Annotated in this window: 24 protein-coding genes and 2 pseudogenes; 12 read left to right on the top strand and 14 right to left on the bottom strand. The window is 40.6% G+C overall.

From position 1 onward, the window contains the following. Window positions 1-35 precede the first annotated feature (35 nt). From dpdD to ACKTT2_RS30800, 8 genes are all read right to left on the bottom strand, one after another. Window positions 36-1613: a protein DpdD gene (dpdD, locus tag ACKTT2_RS30765; protein ID WP_407893876.1), complete on the bottom strand. Its 1578-nt coding sequence runs from the start codon at window positions 1611-1613 to the stop codon at window positions 36-38. After that, complete coding sequence (dpdK, locus tag ACKTT2_RS30770; protein WP_407893878.1) at window positions 1610-2131, bottom strand: phospholipase D-like domain-containing protein DpdK; 522 nt, start codon at window positions 2129-2131, stop codon at window positions 1610-1612. Before dpdK (ACKTT2_RS30770) ends, dpdD begins: the two co-directional genes overlap by 4 nt. A 316-nt stretch (window positions 2132-2447) precedes the next feature. After that, a complete protein-coding gene (locus tag ACKTT2_RS30775; RefSeq protein ID WP_407893880.1) occupies window positions 2448-2837 on the bottom strand; it encodes a hypothetical protein in 390 nt (129 codons plus the stop codon). Window positions 2838-2851: 14 nt separating this feature from the next. Continuing rightward, complete coding sequence (locus ACKTT2_RS30780; protein ID WP_407893882.1) at window positions 2852-3217, bottom strand: papain fold toxin domain-containing protein; 366 nt, start codon at window positions 3215-3217, stop codon at window positions 2852-2854. Between the two features lie 25 nt (window positions 3218-3242). Next, complete coding sequence (gene dpdK, locus ACKTT2_RS30785; RefSeq protein WP_407893954.1) at window positions 3243-3533, bottom strand: phospholipase D-like domain-containing protein DpdK; 291 nt, start codon at window positions 3531-3533, stop codon at window positions 3243-3245. A gap of 12 nt (window positions 3534-3545) precedes the next feature. Beyond that, window positions 3546-3941: an AAA family ATPase gene (locus ACKTT2_RS30790; RefSeq protein WP_407893884.1), complete on the bottom strand. Its 396-nt coding sequence runs from the start codon at window positions 3939-3941 to the stop codon at window positions 3546-3548. Window positions 3942-4378: 437 nt separating this feature from the next. Further along, window positions 4379-4810 carry a type II toxin-antitoxin system VapC family toxin gene (locus ACKTT2_RS30795; protein WP_407893886.1) on the bottom strand — a complete coding sequence of 144 codons (432 nt, stop codon included), beginning with the start codon at window positions 4808-4810 and terminating at the stop codon, window positions 4379-4381. Continuing rightward, on the bottom strand, window positions 4807-5124 hold the full coding sequence (locus tag ACKTT2_RS30800) for a type II toxin-antitoxin system HicB family antitoxin (RefSeq protein ID WP_407893888.1): 318 nt from the start codon (window positions 5122-5124) through the stop codon (window positions 4807-4809). The genes ACKTT2_RS30795 and ACKTT2_RS30800 overlap by 4 nt, the downstream gene beginning before the upstream one ends. A 593-nt stretch (window positions 5125-5717) precedes the next feature. Between ACKTT2_RS30800 and ACKTT2_RS30805 the strand changes: the two genes are divergently transcribed. The 4 genes from ACKTT2_RS30805 to ACKTT2_RS30820 all read left to right on the top strand — a co-directional run bounded on the left by ACKTT2_RS30805 (window position 5718) and on the right by ACKTT2_RS30820 (window position 9909). After that, window positions 5718-5894 carry a hypothetical protein gene (locus tag ACKTT2_RS30805; RefSeq protein WP_407893890.1) on the top strand — a complete coding sequence of 59 codons (177 nt, stop codon included), beginning with the start codon at window positions 5718-5720 and terminating at the stop codon, window positions 5892-5894. Window positions 5895-6631: 737 nt separating this feature from the next. Then, window positions 6632-7771 (top strand): dynamin family protein, encoded by a 1140-nt coding sequence (locus ACKTT2_RS30810; RefSeq protein ID WP_407893892.1) that lies wholly within the window; start codon window positions 6632-6634, stop codon window positions 7769-7771. Between the two features lie 36 nt (window positions 7772-7807). Then, entirely contained in the window at window positions 7808-8905 is a 1098-nt protein-coding gene (locus ACKTT2_RS30815; protein ID WP_407893894.1) for an AAA family ATPase, read from the top strand. A gap of 59 nt (window positions 8906-8964) precedes the next feature. Further along, window positions 8965-9909 carry an AbiJ-NTD4 domain-containing protein gene (locus ACKTT2_RS30820; protein ID WP_407893896.1) on the top strand — a complete coding sequence of 315 codons (945 nt, stop codon included), beginning with the start codon at window positions 8965-8967 and terminating at the stop codon, window positions 9907-9909. Between the two features lie 66 nt (window positions 9910-9975). On the opposite strand, the gene ACKTT2_RS30825 is transcribed toward ACKTT2_RS30820, so the two are convergent. The 3 genes from ACKTT2_RS30825 to ACKTT2_RS30835 are packed head-to-tail and all read right to left on the bottom strand — an operon-like array spanning window position 9976 to window position 11462. Continuing rightward, window positions 9976-10317 (bottom strand): DEAD/DEAH box helicase, encoded by a 342-nt coding sequence (locus tag ACKTT2_RS30825; RefSeq protein WP_407893897.1) that lies wholly within the window; start codon window positions 10315-10317, stop codon window positions 9976-9978. Between the two features lie 50 nt (window positions 10318-10367). After that, entirely contained in the window at window positions 10368-10673 is a 306-nt protein-coding gene (locus ACKTT2_RS30830) for a hypothetical protein (protein ID WP_407893899.1), read from the bottom strand. A 39-nt stretch (window positions 10674-10712) separates the two neighbouring features. After that, on the bottom strand, window positions 10713-11462 hold the full coding sequence (locus ACKTT2_RS30835) for an amino acid ABC transporter ATP-binding protein (RefSeq protein ID WP_407893901.1): 750 nt from the start codon (window positions 11460-11462) through the stop codon (window positions 10713-10715). A gap of 146 nt (window positions 11463-11608) precedes the next feature. Here ACKTT2_RS30835 and ACKTT2_RS30840 point away from each other — a divergent pair. Then, window positions 11609-13218, top strand: a pseudogene (locus tag ACKTT2_RS30840) (ABC transporter permease subunit). Between the two features lie 191 nt (window positions 13219-13409). Here the strand turns inward: ACKTT2_RS30840 and ACKTT2_RS30845 are convergent. Together ACKTT2_RS30845 and dpdE are read right to left on the bottom strand one after the other, a co-directional pair. Continuing rightward, window positions 13410-13607, bottom strand: coding sequence for a hypothetical protein (locus ACKTT2_RS30845; RefSeq protein WP_407893903.1), 198 nt, complete (start codon window positions 13605-13607; stop codon window positions 13410-13412). Window positions 13608-13610: 3 nt separating this feature from the next. After that, on the bottom strand, window positions 13611-16922 hold the full coding sequence (dpdE, locus tag ACKTT2_RS30850; RefSeq protein ID WP_407893956.1) for a protein DpdE: 3312 nt from the start codon (window positions 16920-16922) through the stop codon (window positions 13611-13613). A 623-nt stretch (window positions 16923-17545) separates the two neighbouring features. Here dpdE and ACKTT2_RS30855 point away from each other — a divergent pair. From ACKTT2_RS30855 to ACKTT2_RS30885, 7 genes and pseudogenes are all read left to right on the top strand, one after another. Next, entirely contained in the window at window positions 17546-18202 is a 657-nt protein-coding gene (locus ACKTT2_RS30855; RefSeq protein ID WP_407893905.1) for a DUF938 domain-containing protein, read from the top strand. A 171-nt stretch (window positions 18203-18373) separates the two neighbouring features. Next, window positions 18374-18919 (top strand): Uma2 family endonuclease, encoded by a 546-nt coding sequence (locus ACKTT2_RS30860; RefSeq protein WP_407893907.1) that lies wholly within the window; start codon window positions 18374-18376, stop codon window positions 18917-18919. 132 nt (window positions 18920-19051) lie between these two features. Further along, window positions 19052-19270: a DUF6887 family protein gene (locus ACKTT2_RS30865; protein WP_407893909.1), complete on the top strand. Its 219-nt coding sequence runs from the start codon at window positions 19052-19054 to the stop codon at window positions 19268-19270. A gap of 226 nt (window positions 19271-19496) precedes the next feature. After that, window positions 19497-19688: a hypothetical protein gene (locus ACKTT2_RS30870; RefSeq protein WP_407893911.1), complete on the top strand. Its 192-nt coding sequence runs from the start codon at window positions 19497-19499 to the stop codon at window positions 19686-19688. A 36-nt stretch (window positions 19689-19724) separates the two neighbouring features. Further along, window positions 19725-19835: pseudogene (locus tag ACKTT2_RS30875) on the top strand (Uma2 family endonuclease); the annotation flags it as partial. A gap of 26 nt (window positions 19836-19861) precedes the next feature. Further along, window positions 19862-20350, top strand: coding sequence for a type II toxin-antitoxin system VapC family toxin (locus ACKTT2_RS30880; RefSeq protein ID WP_407893913.1), 489 nt, complete (start codon window positions 19862-19864; stop codon window positions 20348-20350). Window positions 20351-20352: 2 nt separating this feature from the next. Next, window positions 20353-20538, top strand: coding sequence for a hypothetical protein (locus ACKTT2_RS30885; protein ID WP_407893915.1), 186 nt, complete (start codon window positions 20353-20355; stop codon window positions 20536-20538). A 340-nt stretch (window positions 20539-20878) separates the two neighbouring features. Here the strand turns inward: ACKTT2_RS30885 and ACKTT2_RS52400 are convergent, their stop codons facing one another. After that, the gene (locus tag ACKTT2_RS52400; RefSeq protein WP_500691406.1) at window positions 20879-21019 is read right to left on the bottom strand and encodes an SUMF1/EgtB/PvdO family nonheme iron enzyme; all 141 of its coding nucleotides are present in this window, start codon (window positions 21017-21019) and stop codon (window positions 20879-20881) included. Between the last annotated feature and the right edge of the window lie 78 nt (window positions 21020-21097).

The raw sequence follows: 21097 nt of genomic DNA on the forward strand, positions 1-21097 counted from the left end.
TCTCGCACGGATGCGATCGCTTGAACCTCTCGACGCTAAGCACCCAAAAGTTGATAACCCGCAACTTGGGTTAATAGCGACTGATAGAGAGTAAGAAACTCATGACGGGGAAATTGCTCATCCTCTTGAAAAAACTTTAATAAGTAAGGAAGGGCGTTATGCAAAATTGACTCAGCTTTTGAGCCTACTGTGTATAACAATTCTTTAAACTTCACGACTGCTTGCGGTTGCATCAGCAAGCTACTGACATCCCATTCCTCAGCCCCTTGGCGGGCAGTATGTAGCGATCGCTCCCAATTAGGATCTTTGTCAAGCTGCGACAACCACTCCAGCCAATTCGTCGGGACAGATAAAGTTGTTAGGTCAGTTGTCTTATCCTGACTTCCCTGTAGTTGGGTAAGAAAAGTTTGGTTCCAACGAACCTTCAGCAAAGCGGTTTGCTCGTCAGCAGTCAACTTGTCAAAGGCTTGCAATGCAGTATTTTCCACTGCTAAGGTTTGCAATTCGTAGGCGCATTGGAAGAGCAAGCGAACTTTTTCTTTCGACGATGGAGCATCACAAAGCAATGAAAATGCTCGATCAAAGTCTCCGTTTTTGGCTAGCTGTTCGGCTTGTTGCAAGGGATCGCCCGTGCTGGGTGGTGTAGTATCGGGTAGGAGTGCAGCTAACCTTTGTAAATAACGGTAGTGAGTCTCCTCAACGTCCTCAATTGCTAGCAGTTCGTCTCGGAGAGCAGGTTTTGATTGTTCTCCACCGACCGCTAGTAGCATAAATAACTTTAATACTTCTGGGGCTTTACTACCCGCACGGACAGTGAAAAGATTGTTGTAACGAGGAAAAACGACTTCTTTAAAATAGGCTAGAGCACTTTTAGGAGCGTTATTGTCTTCAAAATGTTGCAGATCGTGGCGGTAAACTGCTTTTAGCAACGCCTGAGTAACAGCAAAAGGTCTGCGAACTTGTAAGAGATTGCCCAGTTCTGGTAAATTAAGTAGCTCTTTCCATTGTTCTAATTCTGCTAAGAGTTGTACTCGTAGAAACAAAAGATTCAGCGCATCTAGGCGGTGTTGGTCTAAAAGATTTTGAAGAGAGTTTTCTGCAGCAACGCGATCGCCTGCTTGAAGCGCCATGTAAAAGTCACGTAGGACTCGACCTGTGGGACGCTTAACATCTGCAACCCGCTTCACCCGTCTCTCACCGATCCGGCGCATCCGTTCTAGTGCTTCCCAAATGTCCTTTACCGATCCGCACAGTTTGATTGTAGCTCCGTTAGTAAATTCGTAAACTGCTGCTTCTACGGGGTCTTGCAAGTTGAGTTGTGCTCTTTGTCCCCGAAATGTCGAATATGTGGAACCGACAAACGCCATTAATTCTTCACTTAAGCGCCGTAATTGACGTTCTGAAAGGGCGATCGCATACCAATCTACACCTGCTTCTCGCCAGCAGGGAAGAACTGTAGGTTGAGGTTCGTCTCTTGTCAACAACTCTACCCAAGGACGGATTTTTGCTTGTTTTCCTTCGTCTTGTTCTATTTGGTTTAAGTCAAACTTGTTACCTGTACCAAAAAATTGCTCTAGGAAGTGGCGGACTTGTGTAGGGCTGCAATCGTTCATTGTATTACCCCTCCCCAACGTTGGGTAAAAACCAAACGTTCTTGGGCGATGACTTCTGTTGATGTCTCGTAAGTTAGGGCTTCTTCATTAACAATCGTACCGTTGTAAGTGAAATTCATAGAACCCGCAAGATAATACCCGTCTCCTAGGATACCTTTTGCATGGAGTTCTTCAGTCATGTGAAATCGTATGGGAAATTCTTGATGGTCAATTCTGGCTTTAACTTTTTCTTTAAAAGTGTTGTTGTGGGTATCGGAACGGGTAGCAATGTGTACGGTTGTTCCGCGTTCAGCTAAGGTGGTGAGTATTTGGGAGAGGCGGATGTGGGAGCGACTCCAGGAAGGTTGCAAGCATAAAAAGGTGTTAGCAGTGTTATCGATAATGGGGAGATCGGATATCCAGGGGGAGACAAGCCATATACATTGACTAGGGTTAAGGAGTTCGGCGGTAAAGATTGTTTGGAGTAAGTCGGGGATTTGGCGCGAGCTTAGGCGGGAGTGTATGTAACGGGAAGGCATAATATAAGCCCACATTGAGAGTGCTTATCTCATTTTTCCTCAAAGTACGACTCCACAATAATAGCAGCAGGGCATAATCCCATTTCCTAAATAAGGATGAGCGATAAGCTGGGTACAGCTTGCGCTTCGCGATAAGCCTGGTACGGCTTGCGCGTTCGAGCGATCGCATTGCTTAACTTTTGCCAACGCGCGATAAGCTGGGTACAGCTTGCGCTTCGCGATCGCCCTTACAATTGGTAGACCTCTTATGCATATTTTTGCTATATGTCAATGCTCTATAGTGCGAAATATGAATAAAATCGTTAGAGAGCAGTTTTCAAGAGTTCGTTCGGCTTGAGAGTTTACTCACAAACAAGTCGGGCGAAGATTCTAGTTGAGAATTTTGTGATTCAACAAGATTTTTGCGATCGGGGCTTACAAATTCTTCAAACAACTCGAAGAAACGCTCTAGAGCAGTGCGTTCATCTTCTGAATAGAAGAGAATCACTTTATCCCAGGATTGGCTGGAAGAGATGTTGAATTTTTTCTGAATCCATTCTTGAAATTCAGTAAATTTCTTTTCTTGTTCAGTCTGAGAAATGCCTAGTTCACGTCGAGCAAGAATGTAACCAGCTAAACAGGAGCGGAGATTACTGATTGCGGGTTTACCTAGATACATGGAAGGTCTTTTCTTAATCTTCTGGATCAATTCGTAAAAGTTACTCATGCTAAATCTCCTAATTAGAAATCAATTTCTGTGATTTGGAAATCTCCACCTATATCTTTTATAGGACAGTAGAGATTATTTATCCAATCTGCTTTTAAGACTCCTTGAGGATGAATATTATCAAACACTAATTCTTTGCCTTCTATTTCCAGCACAATTGCTTCATGGTAACCATTGGTTGAAATATTTTGGTTAAGAATTTCATGGTAGATGTTACAAAAAGGGTCTTCTGTACTTCCCGTAAACAGTTTAATCTGTTTGCCACGAATTTTTTGCTCAATCAGAAATCTTTTGATGGCTTCGGCACATTGAATGCATTCAAAGATTTGAAAACGACTGGCAATGCTTGCAATTTGTTGACGAAGTTCTGGATTATACACATTCCAATTATGCCATATGCCATTGCTAAGAGTCTTGGGCGATGACTTCTGTTGATGTCTCGAAAGTTAGGGCTTCTTCATTAACAGTCGTGCCATTGTAAGTGAAATTCATAGAACCTGCAAGATAATACCCGTCTCCTAGGATACCTTTTGCATGGAGTTCTTCGGTCATGTGAAATCGTATGGGAAATTCTTGATAGTCAATTCTGGCTTTGACTTTTTCTTTAAAAGTGTTGTTGTGGGTATCGGGACGGGTAGCAATGTGTACGGTTGTTCCGCGTTCAGCTAAAGTAGTGAGTATTTGGGAGAGGCGGATGTGGGAGCGACTTCAGGAAGGTTCCAAGCACACGAAGGTGTTAGCGGTGTTATCGATAATGGGGAGATCGGATATCCAGGGAGAGACCAGCCATATACATTGACTGGCACGAGTCGCAGTGATTTCCGCATCTGTAAATAACACTTCCAGTTCAATCTGCGGTATTCCCCAACGTTGGTAGCGACCGGGGAGGAATCCCAGCCAATCAAAATCGGTAACTTGTTGAATTTGCTTGGTTGCTAATGCCAAGGGAAGTGCAATGGCTTGCAGTAGGGTTGTCTTCCCCGTACCGTTATCGCCCAATACCAAAAAGCGGTTGCTGAGCGTGTTGAGGGTTTGATTTTGAAACGATACCTCCAGACTCTCGAAGCGCTTGAAGTTCTTTATGAGGATAGACTCGACTTTCATATGAGGAATTATAATTAACTTCTATTGTAGTTATTAACGCCATCTAAGATTCCTATTTGAATTTTGACCGTATACTGAGACTCAAAAGCTTATACAGCAAGTTTAAAGCCTAAAAACTCGTTCAGAAATCAAACCGGATTCCTATGTAGGCTATAAAAGATGTAACTGAAAGGCATTTCTTCTCATTCAACTTAAGCAGAGGCAGGTTAGAATCGCAAATATTCTAGAATAAGCAAGCACAGGTAATATAACATTCTAATATAAGCTTTTATTTTCCCGTAATGTCTGTCGGTTAAGAAGTAGAATTGAGCAATAGTAGGAACATCAAAGACTTGCATAGTTTGCAAGTGCTCAATTGCTTGCTGTTCATTTTCAATTCTACCCTGTGGTTGAATTAAGTAATGTGGGCGTTTTATCAACGCCGAGCAATTTCATCCCTACAGGCGTGACCAATCCTCAATTTTTAAATCTGGTACCTGAGAAAAATCTCGATAGTTTCGTGTCACTACAACTGCATCATTCACTAAGCCAATTGCAGCAATTCGCATATCTTTCTGTAATCGCTGCTTAGATAACATTGGATTTTCTTTTAGCAAATGCTGAAAAGTTTCACCTGCTTTCTCGTCAAAATCCAATATCCTCACTCGTCCGAATAGAGCAACTGTACGATTCAATTTTCCATAAAGTCGTACAACATCTTCTACTTTCTGCGTACTATTAATTCGTACTACCCAGCCATTAAACAATTCCTGAACCGTTACGATGGAGATCGCAACTTCCGCTCCTAGGTCAGCTACCTGACGGCTAATTTGTGGATGTCTTTCCAAGAGTAGCGAGACATGGTCAGTATCTAGCAACCAAAGGCTCATGCTCCACCATTTATATCTAACTCGCGCTCTGTCCGCAATTCCTCTGCAAGCTCTGCAAACTCTTCATCTCCTTCAAACATACCAATAAAATCTGTCCAAGGGTTATTTGAAACTTCTATCGTTAAAATCTCAATATTTGCTAACCTTGCTTTAATTTTTTCCCGTACATATGCGATCGCATCCTCACGATTTTCAGCTTCGGCTACACAATCAGCTAACTCTGACACTGATGCTATAAAATGCCCTGAATCCAGCCGTTCAACTAGGACATGAAGAGGTAACTTGTTTAAATTTGCAACGGATTGAGGATTCATAGACAGCAATTACAACTTATTATTTCCATCATAATCCTTATGCCAGCAATTATTCAGTAATTTTTAATTTCTTTGCGCTCCCAGTACCAACCCAAGGGAGCCTGCGTACCCCTATTCGTGATGTACCAGTTTAGTGAGGAGCGTCATTTGTCGTTTGTCATTCCTCATTGGTAAGGATTTCCAGCATATTTATATTTTGTAATATAGCTCGGTTTATTTCCGCTTAGCTATTTATAATTAAATTCCATTGTAGTTAATAACGCCATTAATACGCGGTCTTTTTAATCCAGTCTCTACTTCGTGAATCGGTTTTCGCAAAAGCTCCGCAGCTTTACTTAAAGAAATTAAACTTTCTGCTAAGTCTAGCTTCCCTTTCCCTCAGCCGAAGATGCTGGGATATTCTAATATAGAAATCTCTTGCTAATTTAAAAATAATTCTGTCGAACGATAGTGCGATCGCTATGAACAACCAAACAAAAGAACTGCTTCGTGATTTTGAGGAAAGCCATAAAGAAGATATAGAAACAATTACCTAGGTTCTGGCGCGGATAACCACAAAAAGCCCAGACGAAATTAAACCACACTTAGATGCAATGCTTGAGCGATTAGTTCAACCGCAACAGGTGCAACGTCCTTTATACGAAACCGCAACCCCAGAACAATTGGCACAAGCGTTTCGGGAGTGGGCGGAGAATCGCGATCGCAATACACCGCTGTTATCATATTATGCTGTTAGTCGAGAAAGTATGTATGACGACGAGGAGTTATAGTTGACTTTTCTTGTAGATACTAATGCACTATTTAGGGCTTGCTGAATACAATCGGAAGGTAGAACAGATAAGGGTTTCAAGCCTTTTTTTGCCAAACAAGTGCAAGTTTATAACATTTATAGTCTCAAAAACCTTACATTTTCGTCGGCGAGCGCTGGGTAAATTAGGAAACTAAGGGATGAAAGTCCCATTTTGCATACTGTGTGGCTTCTATATTCACCTGGCCCGACTTTTTCAGCAAGCCCTATTTAGGAATTTCTGTCCGTAACTGTTGCACTCGCTCCACTGTTAACCCTGTTACCCGCGCTGCTTCAATAGGCATCTTTTCCTACAGTAGATTCACCGCTTCGTGTTCCAACACTGGTTGAGTGCCTTTTTGTTCCTAACTAGTAACAATTTTCATAAATTACTCCTGCTCAGTTAACTACATTGTTATTGATGACCGCTTGGAAGACTTGGTCTAATTTTAACTTTGCAAGCAATCGGAAATAATCCGCTTTTACCTGTAGGCGTTCTGTCGGAGAATCTTCATCTTCGTCATCAACGCCGCCACTATAGGATTTTACTGCTGTAGAAAATCCCGTCAGCTTAAGCGCTAATTTCTACATTCATCGTCTTAAAATTTGACAGCGATCGCTTAATACGTTGTTTCAAATATCAGTGTTAGTACGGTTTTAAATTTGGTAATACTTGTATTAAGTATTTTATTGGATTATTAATGCATTAGAGTAACAGGAATGAATATTGACTTACTAAGATATCGTCAAAACGCGGGTATGGAGCAGCTAGAAGTAGCTAATGCCTTAGACATTTCTAAGACGCAAGTAAATCTTTATGAGCAGGCTCCCGATACCGTTCCAATGGGGCTTTTAGTGAAATGGCTGCAAATGTTAGGTGTTGATCTTGCTACAGCTATGTCAGCACCTGTACCACTACTTAAAGGAATTGATCCAGGAACTCCATACACTGAACTTTATCGCAAACTAAATTTACTGAATCAGTACATTGATGCTACTCCTCCTGTAGACAAACTAGATATACCAACACCACCAGCAACACCCAGTGATTTTCAGCAACAGCTTAAGCTTTATAAACAAAAGCCTAATGTTGTTTTGACTGGAGGCTTTGATGCTGGTAAATCACACATGGCAAACGCTTTGTTGGGAAGTAAAAACTTGCCTGTCGGTTATCAGCCAGCAACAAGAGTAATTACGTTTGTTCGCCATATAGAAGACCGTCCAAAATGGTGCAAAGAAGATGTATTGATTGTTAATGAGGATTTTTGGATAAAAGATGAAAAAGGTAAGCAAATTATTGACTTACTTCTTCTAGATGACCAAGAACGTTGTAAGAAGTATTGTGTGCAAGCAGGAAGTTTTGATACTTTGCAGAAATATGGAGTACACGGAGAATATGAAGATATAGCGGCTCATGCAGCTGTAGTACACATTCACTCCCCTTTGCTACAAGCTTATAACCTGATAGATCTTCCCGGCTTTTCAGATCAGCCAGATGAAGTCTCGAAGGATGTGGAGAAGGCTAATAGTGCAGCACAGATAGCCGATATATTGCTATACGCTTCACCAGCCAAAGGTCATATTAACGATCAAGACATGAGACGAATTAGCAATTTACTGAACTTGCTTCCTGTACGAGAGAATGAAAGCAGTAATTTCCCTACGCTAGGTAATCTCTTCATTGTGGCTACTCATGCCGATCCGAGTATTTCTGACCATCAGCTTAAAGAAATTCCTTACAAAGCTGCAAGCCGACTTTATAAGCAACTTAATGAAGGGGTATTAACAACTCGTCGAGAAAGAACAAATCGTGAAATTTCTCAAGAAGATTTACGAAAAAGGTTCTTCACCTTTTGGTGAGAAAGACCTGATAGATGTCAACAGCTATTTGATAACTTGACTAAAATACTAGGCGAATTTCTCCCTGAAGCACATATGTGCCGTGTCGAGCGGGAAATAAATGCAATTAAGGAGGATAACACAAAAAACTATGGTAAACAAATAGATGCTTATCAAAAAACTCTTGCTGATATAGATTCACGGCGTAAGCAACTACAAGCACTTGAGGAGAATGAAGCAACTCGTAAACAAGAAACTCAGCAGAAACGCGACAAGGTACATCAGAGTATCCGTGAGTTACAACGAAATAGCAGAACGTCATTTCAAAGATATACAGAGCAATTTTTAACTGTCGATACCATCGAAAAAACTATCCGCAATCTATACGATGATAAAAAAGAGGCAAAGGAAAGTCTTGCTGGTTATCTAGTTGAGAAATTACAACATGAGGTAGAACAGATAATCAAAGTTAATTCTGATAAATTAACACCTTCAATTGAGTCTTTCCTCGGTTCATACCAAGAGGCTTTACTTAAGCTCCCAAATTTAGATATATCTATCGAGATCCCCTTTGATGCGAAAGGAGCTTTTCTAGGCGGACTTACAGGACTAACTAGCATTGGCGCTTTATCTGCTTGGGCAGCAGCATTAGGAAATCTTGGTAGTTATATTCTAGTGGCTAAGTTAGTTAGTCTTTTGTCTGCACTTGGCATTAGTATCGGTGGTGGTACTGCTGCGGTGATTTCTTTCATAGCAGCTATTGGTGGTCCAATAGTGCTTGGTGTAGGATTGGTGGCTGCATTAGCTTTCGCTGTGTGGGGTTTATTTGGAGAATCTTGGCAGAAGCGTTTAGCAAAGCAAACTGTTAAATATTTTGAAGAACAACGTGTGATTAATAAGTTTACAGACGGAATTGAGCAGTTTTGGCAAGACACAACTAAGAGTTTTGAGAAAGGCGCTAATGCAGTAGAAGGTGACTGGAATAAATATATTGAACACTTGCGTGAAATCACTTCACCTACAACAGCGTCAAAAGACCGTATTGAGGAAATTATCAAAATATTGGAGGCAGGTAAGAATTTTTTCGGTGGTATTCCTTGGTCTAATACTAAGATTAATCTAAAATACAGTATAGATTCTTCTAAAGAATATTGAACCTCTAACACAGATATATTTGGAAACAAGCAACCTTTATTTCTATTAAGAAGACTATAATGAGCAATTTTTACTTTGGTGAACGCGAATTTGGATTAAAGCCAAGAATTGAAGATGAAATTGATGCAAAGGTTTGGGGTGGCTTAGTAGTGTTAATTAATAAGTGTATTGATGAACAGTACTTTACTGAAGAGTTTTCTGAAAGATGTCCTGATAATAACAATCACGTATGTGGAACGGATCGATCGGGGATGAAATTAGATATATTGTCTTCCTTTCCAAACATCAAATGGCCTCTAGATGGATTAGATAAACCTTGCACTTTAACAATTCTTGAACTTTTAGAGTTTTGTCATGAAAAAATAGCGCAACCAATTGAATGTGATTATCATCTATACTTTCAACACAATCATTTAAGGTTTGAAAAAAAAGAAGGTCAAGCAAAGTTTCGTGATAAAGTCAACAGGATATTTGAACGGAATGGTATAACCTTTGAATTACAAGAAAATGGACAAATTACCCGTTTAGCCCCTCCTGTAGTTAGCGATATCTTAAATAATGTTATTTTTCACACAAATAATAAAGAGTTGGACTCATTACTGGAAACAGCCAGGATTAAATATCTTAATCCAGATTTAAAGGTACGTTTAGAATCATTGGAAAAGTTGTGGGATGCTTGGGAACGAATAAAAACACTAGACGAGCCATCAAATAAGAAAAAATCTGTAGAAATGCTTTTAAAAAAAGCATCTGATGAGGAAAATATGAAAGAAGTTCTGAATAAGGATGCTGAAGCATTAACTTACATAGGTAACAACTTTATGATAAGGCACACAGAAGTAGGAAAAACTCCTATTACTTCAAGCGTATATGTTGATTATTTGTTTCATCGTATGTTTTCTCTCATATATCTACTGTTAGGTAATCAGATTGGTAAAAAGCCAGATTTAACTACAAAAGAAGAAATTGGAGAATTTGGGTCTGTTGACGAAATACAGTTTTAACCTGAACAAACAAAGCGTCGAAATTACTCCCTTCCCGCTCTAAAATTACTGATTTTGTAGGGTAGCTTAAGTTCCGGAAAATTGGCCTTTGAGGAGTTCGTTGCGGGGGTAAATTGCTAGCGCTTTACTCCAGTACTCATTTTTGTTGACTAAATCCGAGATATGTGCAAGTGCTGGTAAGTAAAATGCTAAAGTTTTCCCCGTTCCAGTTCCAGCAGAGACGATCGCTCCCCGACTTTTGTTGCTGTTCAGGTCTTGGAGTATTTGACTTGTAGTACGCAACTGAAAATTTGCGAGTTGTACTTCCCCACGCGAGGAGGAATTGAAGATGGCTGTAACGGCTTTTCGTTGGATTGGTGTTAAGAGTTTGTTGGCTTCTAGTTGTTCGATGGCTGTTTCTGGCGCCATCTCTCTTTTTGGATAAAGTCTGGGGCGAGTTTGCAAGCGGTAATCGGCTACTAAGGTAGGGGAGGTTTGCCAATTATTGTGAAGGAAGATTGGCGAAGTCGTGCAAATAGTCTTACTGTTTCTGACATCCGAGTGCGGAACAGACGGCGTCCTTTGAGGTTAAATTCAAAGAGCAAGCGCCGTTGGAGGGTTTCGTCGATTATTAAATCGTTAGGTTCTGCTAAAACTTGAATGAGAGCTAATTTGGGTGATGGTGTATTATAATCTGCTACTTCTGTATCTAACCAAAGAATGGGATGCGAAGCAAGTTCGGGGATGATTGCTTGAATTTCTGCAGCTTGAGTTAGATAAAACATGAGTTTGTTAGAGCTTTAGATAAGAACGAGTACTTCTCATTAGTGAAAGCGGCTGAGGAAACTACGCAAGCGATCGCTTTCGGGATTTGATAAAACCTCTTTTGCACAACCTTGTTCCACCACAACGCCTTGGTCTAAAAATAGAACTCGATGTGCTACTTCCCGAGCAAATTGCATCTCATGAGTCACAACTACCATCGTCATACCTTCTGCTGCTAATTGTTGCATGACTTGCAAAACTTCACCCACAAGTTCTGGATCTAGGGAGCTGGTAGGTTCATCAAATAATATCAACTGTGGGTTCATGCACAAACTGCGAGCGATCGCAACCCTTTGCTTTTGTCCACCAGAAAGTTGTTCTGGATATGCAGATGCTTTGTCAAAAAGCCCAACTTTTTCCAAATAGAATCCAGCAAGTTGGTTGCTTTCTTTCGCAGATTTACCCAATACCTTGCGTGGTGCTAAAGTGAGGTTTTCTAATACACTTAAATGCGGAAACAAGTTAAACTGTTGAAAAACCATGCCAACTTGTACCCGTAGATGTCGCAGCTGTCTGTTGTTAAAAGTCGGTGGTGATAAGTCAATATCGTTTACTACCAAATGTCCGCTGTCAATAGATTCTAAGCGGTTAAAGCAGCGTAGTAGTGTACTTTTCCCACATCCTGACGCACCAATAACCGCAACCACTTCCCCTTTAATAACAATACCCGTGATTCCCTTGAGTACTTTTATAGAACCATAGCTCTTTTCTATATTTTCAAAAAGAATTGCAGGTTTGGAGTTTTCCATATCCCACATTTGTTGTACGATAATTCTCCTATATTATGGCAAACACCTTAAACTTTGCCAAAATTTTCATCAACCGCTACCAAGTTGTAATTTTTTGTAGTTTTAGCAAAATCATTTGTATTTGCAAATAGCTAACTGAAAAAACCATGTTCGAGCCAAAAGTTACGCGATCGCATTTTATCAAACATTTCCTAGGTGGGTTGGGTACGGCTTTGATTTTGTCTGCTTGCAATCCTTCCAATAGCAGCACTAGCAGTACATCCTCAGATGGTACTCCCCCAGCAAGCAAAACTATTAAGGTTGCTACAGAACCTGCTTTTCCACCATTTGAATCCAAAGGCGTAGGAAACGAACTTGTGGGTTTTGATATCGATTTGATGAAAGCAGTAGGACAAGCGGCTGGATTAAAGGTTGAATTTCAAAGTTTACCCTTTGATGGTATGATACCAGCACTTCAAGCAAATACTATCGATGCGGCTATCAGTGCTATGACTATTACATCAGAACGCGCTCAAGTCGTAGCTTTTTCCCGACCTTACTTTAAAGCTGGTTTAGCCATAGCAGTTCGTCAAGATAACACAACAATTACCAGTTTAGATAATCTAAAAAATAAAACAATTGCCGTTCAAATTGGTACAACCGGAGCAAAAAAAGCTAAAAGCATTTCTGGCGAGCGGGTACGAGAATTTGATTCTGCTCCTCTCGCTTTACAGGAATTGGCAAATGGTAATGTGGATGCTGTACTCAATGATGCTCCCGTTACATTAGAAGCTATAAAGAGTGGCAATATCAAAGGTATAAAAGTAGTTGGACAACTTCTCACTGAAGAATATTATGGCATTGCCCTGCCTAAAAACTCACCCCATCTCAATAATATTAACACTGCTTTAGCAAAGCTAATTTCCAACGGCACTTACGCTCAAATTTACCAAAAATGGTTTGGTGTAAAACCCCCACAGTTACCAGTGACAGAATAATTCGTAATTCGTAATTCCAGTCAAAAATTACCAATGACGAGTACTCCAAACAGCGACTTGACCAATGCCCAATGCCCACTAACCACTAACCACTAACAATGATTCAAAGTTTAGATATTATCATCAAAGCGCTACCAGATCTACTTTTTGGTGCTTTAGTAACACTTGAGATTACCGCACTTTCTGTTTTTTTTGGCACGATCGCTGGCTCTTTACTGGGAATAATTCGACTTTCACCGATTTTACCTCTCTCTTGGGTCTCTCGTGCATATATTGATTTCTTTCGCGGTACCCCATTGCTAGTACAGATTTTTATGATTTACTTTGGTTTACCAGCACTGGCTCAAAGTTTTGGCGTACCTCTGCGTTTTGACCGTTTGGTAGCTGCTGTCATTGCTCTGAGTCTCAACTCCGCAGCGTACATAGCCGAAATTGTCCGTGCTGGAATTCAATCCATTGAACCAGGACAGTCAGAAGCTGCAAATTCTTTGGGTATGAGTGGAGTGCAAACAATGCGTTACATCATCTTTCCCCAAGCATTCCGTCGCATGATTCCACCTTTGAGTAATGAATTTATCTCCTTGCTTAAGGATACCAGCCTTGTAGCAGTGATAGGTTTTGAGGAATTATTTCGTCGCGGTCAGTTAATTGTCGCTGAGACTTATCGTTCTTTTGAGATTTACACTGCAGTTGCTCTAGTTTATCTTGTTCTGACTGTGGCTTCATCCCAATTTTTCTCTTTTTTGGAAGTTTGGATGAATCCAGTTAAAATGAAGTAGCTATAGCCATCCTAAATCATTTGTAAAATTCTCTCCTCTCTCTTCTTGGCGATCGCTCAATATCGATTGTGTGATTATTTCATTTTGGGTGGAGAAACTCTACTCTGTATAGTTATTTATAATTTCAGGTCGTAACCAGCTACCGCCCGCCCTCAGGACTCCCCCCCCGAAGCCAGTTGCTGACCGTTCGCTCACTGAGTGCTGGTGATGTTGCTGAGTGTACAAAGCGAGCAGTTTGAGATTCTAAGAGTGCGGGAAGTTGAGCGCAAAGACTTTTTCCCGCACCCGTAGGTAAAAAGTCGGTGACAGGGTTCTAAAAAACAGCTCGTATCTGTGGGGATATGAACTGTTTCTAGAATTTCTCTAAGTTCTGGGAAGGAATCAGTCACTGGTCACTGGTCACTGGTCATGGGCGCTCGCCCGGATACAATGATGAAACCGACAGAATCCAGTCTCAAAAGGGGTTGGCGAATTCCCTCTAAAATGGCTGCATTTAGAGCTTTTTCGATTTCCAACTCTTGAGCCAGAACGCGATCGCTACTCTGTCGGTTCAAACGCAAGCGCAACTGTTCTTCTCGATTCCCTAACTTCTTCTGTGCTACCAAAGCGTACCGTTTGCACAAGTCTATAAAATCAGGACGACGGGAGAGTAATTTCAAAGAAGTCTTATGTGCTTGATAGCAAAACTTTTGCCATTGACTCGCATTCACAAAATCGTCAATAATAGCTACGTCTTCCTTTGCCAGATTGTAATCTCGGTATGGATGACTGCTTTTATTGTTATACGGGCGTCGCAGTATATTTAAAAGCTTTTCATCTTCAACCATACTTATTGGAACGTAGCGACCATCAATAAATATAGTTTCGATAATTGGCGGAAATAAAGCATCAACCCGTCGCTGCAAGATTTTATTTTTAGAAGTTCCTAAGTCATTCTCTTTTAAAACTTGTTTTGCAGGTTTTAAATTGGCTTCCACCACATAATTGCATCGAAATCCGAACCATTCCATCCCTTCAGATGCATCCCAAGATGCATCCGCACGCCACATAGCAAAGGCTTGACCTCGGTCATCCCAGTCTACATAACTTAAGAGAGAGTTTACCAATCCCTCTCCCAAACGAAAAAGTTTAATTCCGGGATTTTGGTTGGCTACCCTACGGTTATAAGTACCAAATTGGTCTAGATAACCCTTAGCAAAGCGAGTTTTCAAATCATCTACAGGAACTAACGTGCGAGTTGTCGGTTGATAGCGCCGCACTTCTGATAAATTTGCGTCATTAATTGGCTTAAATCCCAACGCATCACACATCCAAGATTCAATGGCTCGTTTTATTTCTGGGTGTTTGGCATCATAATTATCTAGTTCTTGAAAATACTGATATGCAACTTCATCGCTAGCATCAATTTCATCTAAAGCATTCTGTTCGTTAATTTTGACGATTTCTGCTTGTATTTGTTCTTGAATTTGTTCGGTTTTTTCCAACAATCCAACAGCACTTGCTTTCAACAAAACTGTTTCCAACTCTTTCAATTTTTCATCTACATAAAACTGTAAGCTAGCAATCGATTGCTGGAAAATTCCAAATCCATCTTTCAGTATTTGATACCAAGCATTATGCGGGCTATCTTCTAAATAGGGACCTAACAACACACAGGATTGAACGCCTATTTTGCTACCAATCCGGTCGATTCTACCAATTCTTTGCTCTAATTGATTGGGCGACCAAGGGAGATCGAAATGAATTAACCAGTCAGCAAATTGGAGATTGCGTCCTTCTTCTCCAGAGCGATCGCATACCAAAATAAAGCAGTTTGGGTTATTCTTGAACCTATTGATATTTTCCTCAATCTTTGCTCTTGATTCCCCAAATTGATGGCTGGCGACTATCCCCGCTCCAAAAATTTCTGACAAAGACCGCACAATTTCAGCACAACTTTGCACAAAACTGGTAAAGACAACAAATTTTGGCAAAACATCATCAGAAATTGGTCGCTGAATTCTCTGCTGTATCCTTTTTAGTAATTCCTCTTTATTTCTACGAACTGAGGTTGGAATTTTAAAGTGTGCAGCTAGCTGATTCAAAAGCACGGTTTTCAAATTTTCCGTGCGTTCTCCATCCTCTACAGGTTCACGAATCACTTTGAGTAATGACTCTAGAAGCGCTTCTTCTCCTGAAAATTTAGGAGTTGAAGTCAAAATGCGAACGTTTTCTTCACCAAACTCCTGAATGAGTTTAGGATGAGCTTTGCTGCTTAAACGCGCAACAAGTACCTGTTCTAAAATACCCAACCAAGTTCCAGAAGCTAGGAAGAACAGCAGAAAAATTCGGATATACTGCTCTTCATGAGGAGCGACAGTACGCCATTCATCAATCAGTTCGTGGATTGAAAGCGATCGCTCATCTAAGTCATACTCTACTTTAGGTGTAATATTGCGATCGAAAATGACATCTTCTACGCGATCGCGGCGGTTGCGTAGCATGCGGCGGTGAAGCCTGTAAGTATCGCTGATGTGGGTGCGAATCGCTCGAACTATCTTATCTCGGTCAGCATCCTCTGCTTGTAAAGAATTTTGTAATTCCTCTACCAGATTCAGTAAATACTTATCTTCCGCAAATAGATTCCGGAGTTGTTTGAGGTTAGTTTTGAGGACAAAGGGATTCGCGCCTTCTTTAAAAGACAGCAGCACTCTACCAATATCTTGGCGTTTTGCCACTTTATCGCGGAAATTTGCCAATTCGTCAAGTTGATACGCTGTCGGATCTAACAAGTGAAGCATTGCGAGAAAATCTTGTTCGCGATCGACAACAGGAGTCGCCGAGAGTAACAGCAAGCGATCGCTTTTATGAGCGAGGAGTTTAAAACGTTCAAAACTCTTGCGTTGGAAAGAGTCCGAAGACTTTGCCAAAGCAGCAATGTTGTGAGCTTCATCTAAAATGAGGAAACCCAATTTAGCATTTGGACTAACCTGGCTCACATCCTCAACAGCAAGCACCCTCACTCTGTTGGGAAAATGAGAAATGTAAAACTTCTCCAACTCAGTACGCCATTGTTCCACCAAATACTGAGGGACTATAACTACAGCATCTCCAGACTCATCCAACAGGTATTGACGAAGAATAGCACCAGCCTCAATAGTTTTTCCTAAACCCACCTCATCCGCTAACAGGTAACGTTGAACCGGATCTTCCAATACCCGCCGAACCACTTCCACTTGATGGGGATAAAGCTCAATATTCGCGCTCAACAGTCCAGTCATCCCGCGACTCACAGCCCGTTGCTGAATCAAGCATTTGTAAAAAGCCAATCTTTTATCGTGGAAATAGGGTGTTTCATGACCCTTCATAGCCAAGATATCGATAGGATTTACCCTCAAGCGATTGCAACGAACATAAATTTCCTGTTCAGCCGCAAAGATAGTTTTTTTATCGGGTAAGTCAATTTGATAGTGTTCGATTTCTTCATCCCAAGCGGAGATTCTACCGATTGTCCAAGTCTCCTGGGTTGACGACACTATATAACATCGAGTCTGAGGCTGCAGTCTAACTTCATACAACGAACTTAGGAGTAAAGTTTTTTCGATCCGTTGTCCTACTGAGCAGAAATACTCAACAGTTGCTTCGACATCAGACAATATTTCAGTAACTTTTCCTATCCCCAAATCATTGTTACGGGATTGAACCAACGAACCAAGTTTAATCATATCCATTTGTCATTTGTCGTTTGTCATTTGTTATTGGTAAGGGATTCAGGCGTACTTATAGTAATTTTGTTGCGCTTACATACTGAGTCCCTTAGAGGATGTTTCAAAAATCATGGGCGAATGGAATTCGCTACTACACAGACGCTCGTCCGTCTATGCACTTCGCGCACGCTACGCGAACGCGGACTATAAGCCAAGTATTTTCCAGATTTTGAGTCTTTGAAATTTTACACTTTACTCACTCTACGTCATTAAAGTAAAAATTATATACTGACAAACTCGTTTTACTTCTGCCTCGGTTTTCAATACCCGATGCACAAGACTTAATACTAGCCAATTGTTTGGGATAACTATAGGAATCCGATGCTATGCTTGAAAACCTATGGCAGCCGAGCTTTTTTCTAACAAAGTTATGGCAGGATTTAAGCAGTATCTCTATATTATGATTATTCTTTTTTACACTGTCAATCAAAAACTAACGGACTTCCAAATAAAAAATCTCTCAAAATTTCTTGTGGTGCGGTGCTCACAGCCCGCCACTTATATAGCACTAGCGAGGACGCCTATCCCATAAGATTCCTTAAGTCATTGATAGAAAACGAATAAACCAGGACGAATCACAAATGACAAATGACGATGCTAGAAAATACGCACCCGCAACCCAGCGTAACCGCGAACCAATTTTGGAAGTCCTTTTGAACGTACTGCCACCCAACGGTACTATTTTGGAAGTAGCAAGCGGTACTGGAGAACACGCTGTCTTTTTTGCTCCACACCTGAAGCCCCGTAAATGGCTACCTTCTGAACCCAATCCGCAATTACGCACTAGCATTGCTGCATGGTCGGCAAACCTTCTGTGCGAAAATTTGTATCCACCCATTGACATTGATGTTTGTGCGCCCGTTTGGTCAGTAGAAAAAGACGCATCACCAAAGTGGTCTCATATAGATGACTTAGAGCGATCGCCAATCACAGCCATAGTCAATATTAACATGATACACATTGCACCATGGTCTGCTTGCTTGGGACTCATGGCTGGTGCTGGTCGTATTCTACCACCTGGAGGCATTTTATATATGTACGATCCCTTTAAAGTCGATGGAAAACACACAGCCCCAAGCAATGAAGCATTTGACGAGTCATTGCAATCGCAAAATCCAGAATGGGGCGTGCGCGACCTCAATGATATTGTAAATGCAGCCAGGACACAAAATCTAACTTTGGTAAAAACCTACCAAATGCCAGCAAACAATCTTTCCGTCATTTTCCAACAAAATTAGAGACTCCCTCACCACAATTCCCCTCTCCTTTATCCGCGTCCATCTGCGTTCATCTGCGGTTAAAAAAGATCGAGTTCCTAATACAGTACTATATGAATAGTACATAATAGCTGATTGAGGTAAATTATGGTTTTACAGACAGAAAAACGCTATTACACGCCATAGGAATATTTGGAATTAGAAGAGCAAGCAGAATTTAGAAGTGAATATATAGATGGAGAAATTATCCCAATACCAGGAGGAACAAGCAATCATAATAAAATTGCGCTAAATTTTTGTAGAAAATTTCCCTTGACACTACAAGAGCAAGAGTACGAAGTATACATGGTAGATGTAAAATTATGGATACATCGTTACCATCTCTATACTTATCCTGATGTCATGGTTGTTCAAGGAGAACCTGTGTATGAAGGAAATAACAAAACAGCTATTACTAATCCCATGTTAATTGTTGAAGTCTTATCAAAATCTACTCAAGCCTTTGATAAAACAGATAAATTTAAATACTATCGCTCAATCTCCACTTTACAAGAATATATACTAATTGACCAGTATAGTTTTTCTATTGAACAATATGTGAAAAAAACAGAAGGAGAATGGACTTTTAAAGAATATGAAGGAGAAGATGCAGTTTTAGTCTTAAAATCTGTAGATTTCCAAATAACCTTTAAAGATATTTACGCACGAGTTAACTTTGAAGCAAATGAGGAAGAGTGAGGGAATAGAGGATGCGATCGCTATGACTTTCCCCGGAGACGTTACGTAAGGGCGCAAGGCTTTGCGCCCCTACAAAATCTGGTGACGCATTCTTTTTGCAGGATAATTTTACTTAAATGGGGATGTGTTTTGATGAGTGATGTTAACTATGAAGCTATGTCTGATACAGAGTTACGACAATATTTTATGAGTCATCGTGAAGCTCGAGTAGCTCTGGACATCTATTTAGATAGACTTGGTAAGCGATCGCACAAAATCATTGCCACTTACGACGACCCTGAATTTGATGCTAAAATTCAGGCTGCAATTCTTCAGCAGTTCCAGGCTAAAAAGAGTAAAAGTGAAACTTAAGCAAAAACGAGCAATTACTTGTCTAAATTCTTGCTGAAAACGCGATACGTCTGTACTCAATTAAACTAAGGGCTTATCGCTCCTTTAAAAACATTATAAGCCGAGCAACTGTATGACTTTACAGCTACAGCCTATTAAGCTATCCGGCTCCCCGTTGAGCTTACATAAGTTCTATATATAATAACTGATATATGTTAAGACCAAAAAGTAGTTGAAGAAAAGAGTTATGACTGCTTCAGTACAAGAGTTGTTAAGTACTTTTGATAGCTTAAGTGAACTAGAAAGGCTAGAGATTGTTTCGGAGATTTTGAAACGAGTGACTCATTTAGATTTTCCGCCTTTGTCGGATGAAGACTTATCCTGGAATGCTGAAGAACTTTTTTTAGAGCTAGATAAGCAGGAATCAGCGTATGAGTAGTCCTTCACGGGGAGAAGTTTGGCTTGTTGATTAGCCTTCGATCGAACAGAGAAATTTAAATACTACCGTTCAATTCCCGAGTTGCAAGAATATATACTGATTGACCAGTATAGTTTTTCTATTGAACAATATGTCAAAAAAACTGAATTTGAAGAAAATGATAATCTACCTACATGAGTAAAACCGTTTACATTGAGACTAGTATTCTTGGTTACCTTACCGCTAGACCAACGGACAATTTAATTCTTGCTGCCAACATCAAAGTTACTCAGGACTGGTGGGATGAGTATCGTAGTTCATTGGTTCTTTATGCTTCGGAAATAGTAGAGGATGAAGCCGCAATGGGAGATTCAAAAATTGCTGCTCAAAGGCTGAACTTGTTACAATCCTTAACATTTCTGGATCTAACGGAAGAAGCTGTGGAACTGGCACAGGAGTTTTTGCGGCAAAGCAACCTACCACCTAAAGCATCAAATGATGCTTTGCATATGGCGCTGGCAACGGTTTACGATTTGGACTATCTCTTAACATGGAACTGCAAACACATGGCAAATGCTAAAATTCAAAGAAAGTTATCTCAAATTAGCTCCGAACTTGGATATGAGTTACCATTTGTTTGTACGCCTTATGAGTTCATAGAAATTGAGCCTCGAGGAGACTAACTATGTACAAGGACGAAATTATTGGAGAAATTCATCAGTACAGGGAAGAATACGCAAAATCTTTCAACTATGACCTGAGGGCAATATTCGACGATCTCAGAAAGAAGCAAATTGCTCATGGACATAAAGTTGTTAAGCTTCCAATTAAGAGATACTCTAATAAACCACTACACCCTATGCCAGACTAGATTGTCTTCACTATATGAAAACTACTCGTCATGGTGGGTTCAGCTTCATCTTTACTTTTTATTTTTCGTGAGCTTGCTCTTTTACTTCTTTATTCGCCGATCTGCGGGTTACCCTTACAGGTGCAAAATATAAGTATTCCTTCACGGGGAGACGTTTGGCTTGTTGATTTGGGTTACACAGCAAACGTGCGATCGCTCACTGAAAAATATTGTAAGCCGAACAACTCTTCGACTTTGCAGCCTACCAAGATATCCGGCTCAGTTTTATATTTGGAAGCTGTTCTCAACTTCCTGGAGCAGGTTTGGACTCGTTCAAATACACCTGATAAATTCACACCTATCAGTTCCGATGTAGAGGAGTACTCTGAACCGGGACAGCCACACGAAAACCAACGTTGTGGTTCCTGTCGTCACGCGAGTTCCTGTTGCAATACGCCGAACGGCAATTCCTCGGAGCGTTGTACCACGAACCGCCACGCATCAGTGGAATCCCTACCCCATACTTAAAATTACCATATTCCGTACTTTTTCGCTCGCCAATCTGATTTTTTGAGCTTGT

The sequence above is a fragment of the Scytonema hankhaensis NUACC26 genome, assembly GCF_045865695.1.
Lineage (GTDB): Bacteria > Cyanobacteriota > Cyanobacteriia > Cyanobacteriales > Nostocaceae > Scytonema.

Bases quoted from the DNA above. Each gene is read 5' to 3' on its own strand.
- dpdK (WP_407893878.1), bottom strand. From the start codon at position 2,131: ATGCCTTCCCGTTACATACACTCCCGCCTAAGCTCGCGCCAAATCCCC.
- ACKTT2_RS30885 (WP_407893915.1), top strand. From the start codon at position 20,353: ATGTACAAGGACGAAATTATTGGAGAAATTCATCAGTACAGGGAAGAA.
- ACKTT2_RS30855 (WP_407893905.1), top strand. From the start codon at position 17,546: ATGACAAATGACGATGCTAGAAAATACGCACCCGCAACCCAGCGTAAC.
- ACKTT2_RS30870 (WP_407893911.1), top strand. From the start codon at position 19,497: ATGACTGCTTCAGTACAAGAGTTGTTAAGTACTTTTGATAGCTTAAGT.
- ACKTT2_RS30800 (WP_407893888.1), bottom strand. From the start codon at position 5,124: ATGAATCCTCAATCCGTTGCAAATTTAAACAAGTTACCTCTTCATGTC.
- dpdD (WP_407893876.1), bottom strand. From the start codon at position 1,613: ATGAACGATTGCAGCCCTACACAAGTCCGCCACTTCCTAGAGCAATTT.
- ACKTT2_RS30865 (WP_407893909.1), top strand. From the start codon at position 19,052: ATGAGTGATGTTAACTATGAAGCTATGTCTGATACAGAGTTACGACAA.
- ACKTT2_RS30825 (WP_407893897.1), bottom strand. From the start codon at position 10,317: ATGGCGCCAGAAACAGCCATCGAACAACTAGAAGCCAACAAACTCTTA.
- ACKTT2_RS30775 (WP_407893880.1), bottom strand. From the start codon at position 2,837: ATGAGTAACTTTTACGAATTGATCCAGAAGATTAAGAAAAGACCTTCC.
- ACKTT2_RS30835 (WP_407893901.1), bottom strand. From the start codon at position 11,462: ATGGAAAACTCCAAACCTGCAATTCTTTTTGAAAATATAGAAAAGAGC.
- ACKTT2_RS30790 (WP_407893884.1), bottom strand. From the start codon at position 3,941: ATGAAAGTCGAGTCTATCCTCATAAAGAACTTCAAGCGCTTCGAGAGT.
- ACKTT2_RS30830 (WP_407893899.1), bottom strand. From the start codon at position 10,673: ATGTTTTATCTAACTCAAGCTGCAGAAATTCAAGCAATCATCCCCGAA.
- ACKTT2_RS30880 (WP_407893913.1), top strand. From the start codon at position 19,862: ATGAGTAAAACCGTTTACATTGAGACTAGTATTCTTGGTTACCTTACC.
- ACKTT2_RS30805 (WP_407893890.1), top strand. From the start codon at position 5,718: ATGCTTGAGCGATTAGTTCAACCGCAACAGGTGCAACGTCCTTTATAC.
- ACKTT2_RS52400 (WP_500691406.1), bottom strand. From the start codon at position 21,019: ATGCGTGGCGGTTCGTGGTACAACGCTCCGAGGAATTGCCGTTCGGCG.
- ACKTT2_RS30810 (WP_407893892.1), top strand. From the start codon at position 6,632: ATGAATATTGACTTACTAAGATATCGTCAAAACGCGGGTATGGAGCAG.
- dpdE (WP_407893956.1), bottom strand. From the start codon at position 16,922: ATGATTAAACTTGGTTCGTTGGTTCAATCCCGTAACAATGATTTGGGG.
- ACKTT2_RS30820 (WP_407893896.1), top strand. From the start codon at position 8,965: ATGAGCAATTTTTACTTTGGTGAACGCGAATTTGGATTAAAGCCAAGA.
- ACKTT2_RS30795 (WP_407893886.1), bottom strand. From the start codon at position 4,810: ATGAGCCTTTGGTTGCTAGATACTGACCATGTCTCGCTACTCTTGGAA.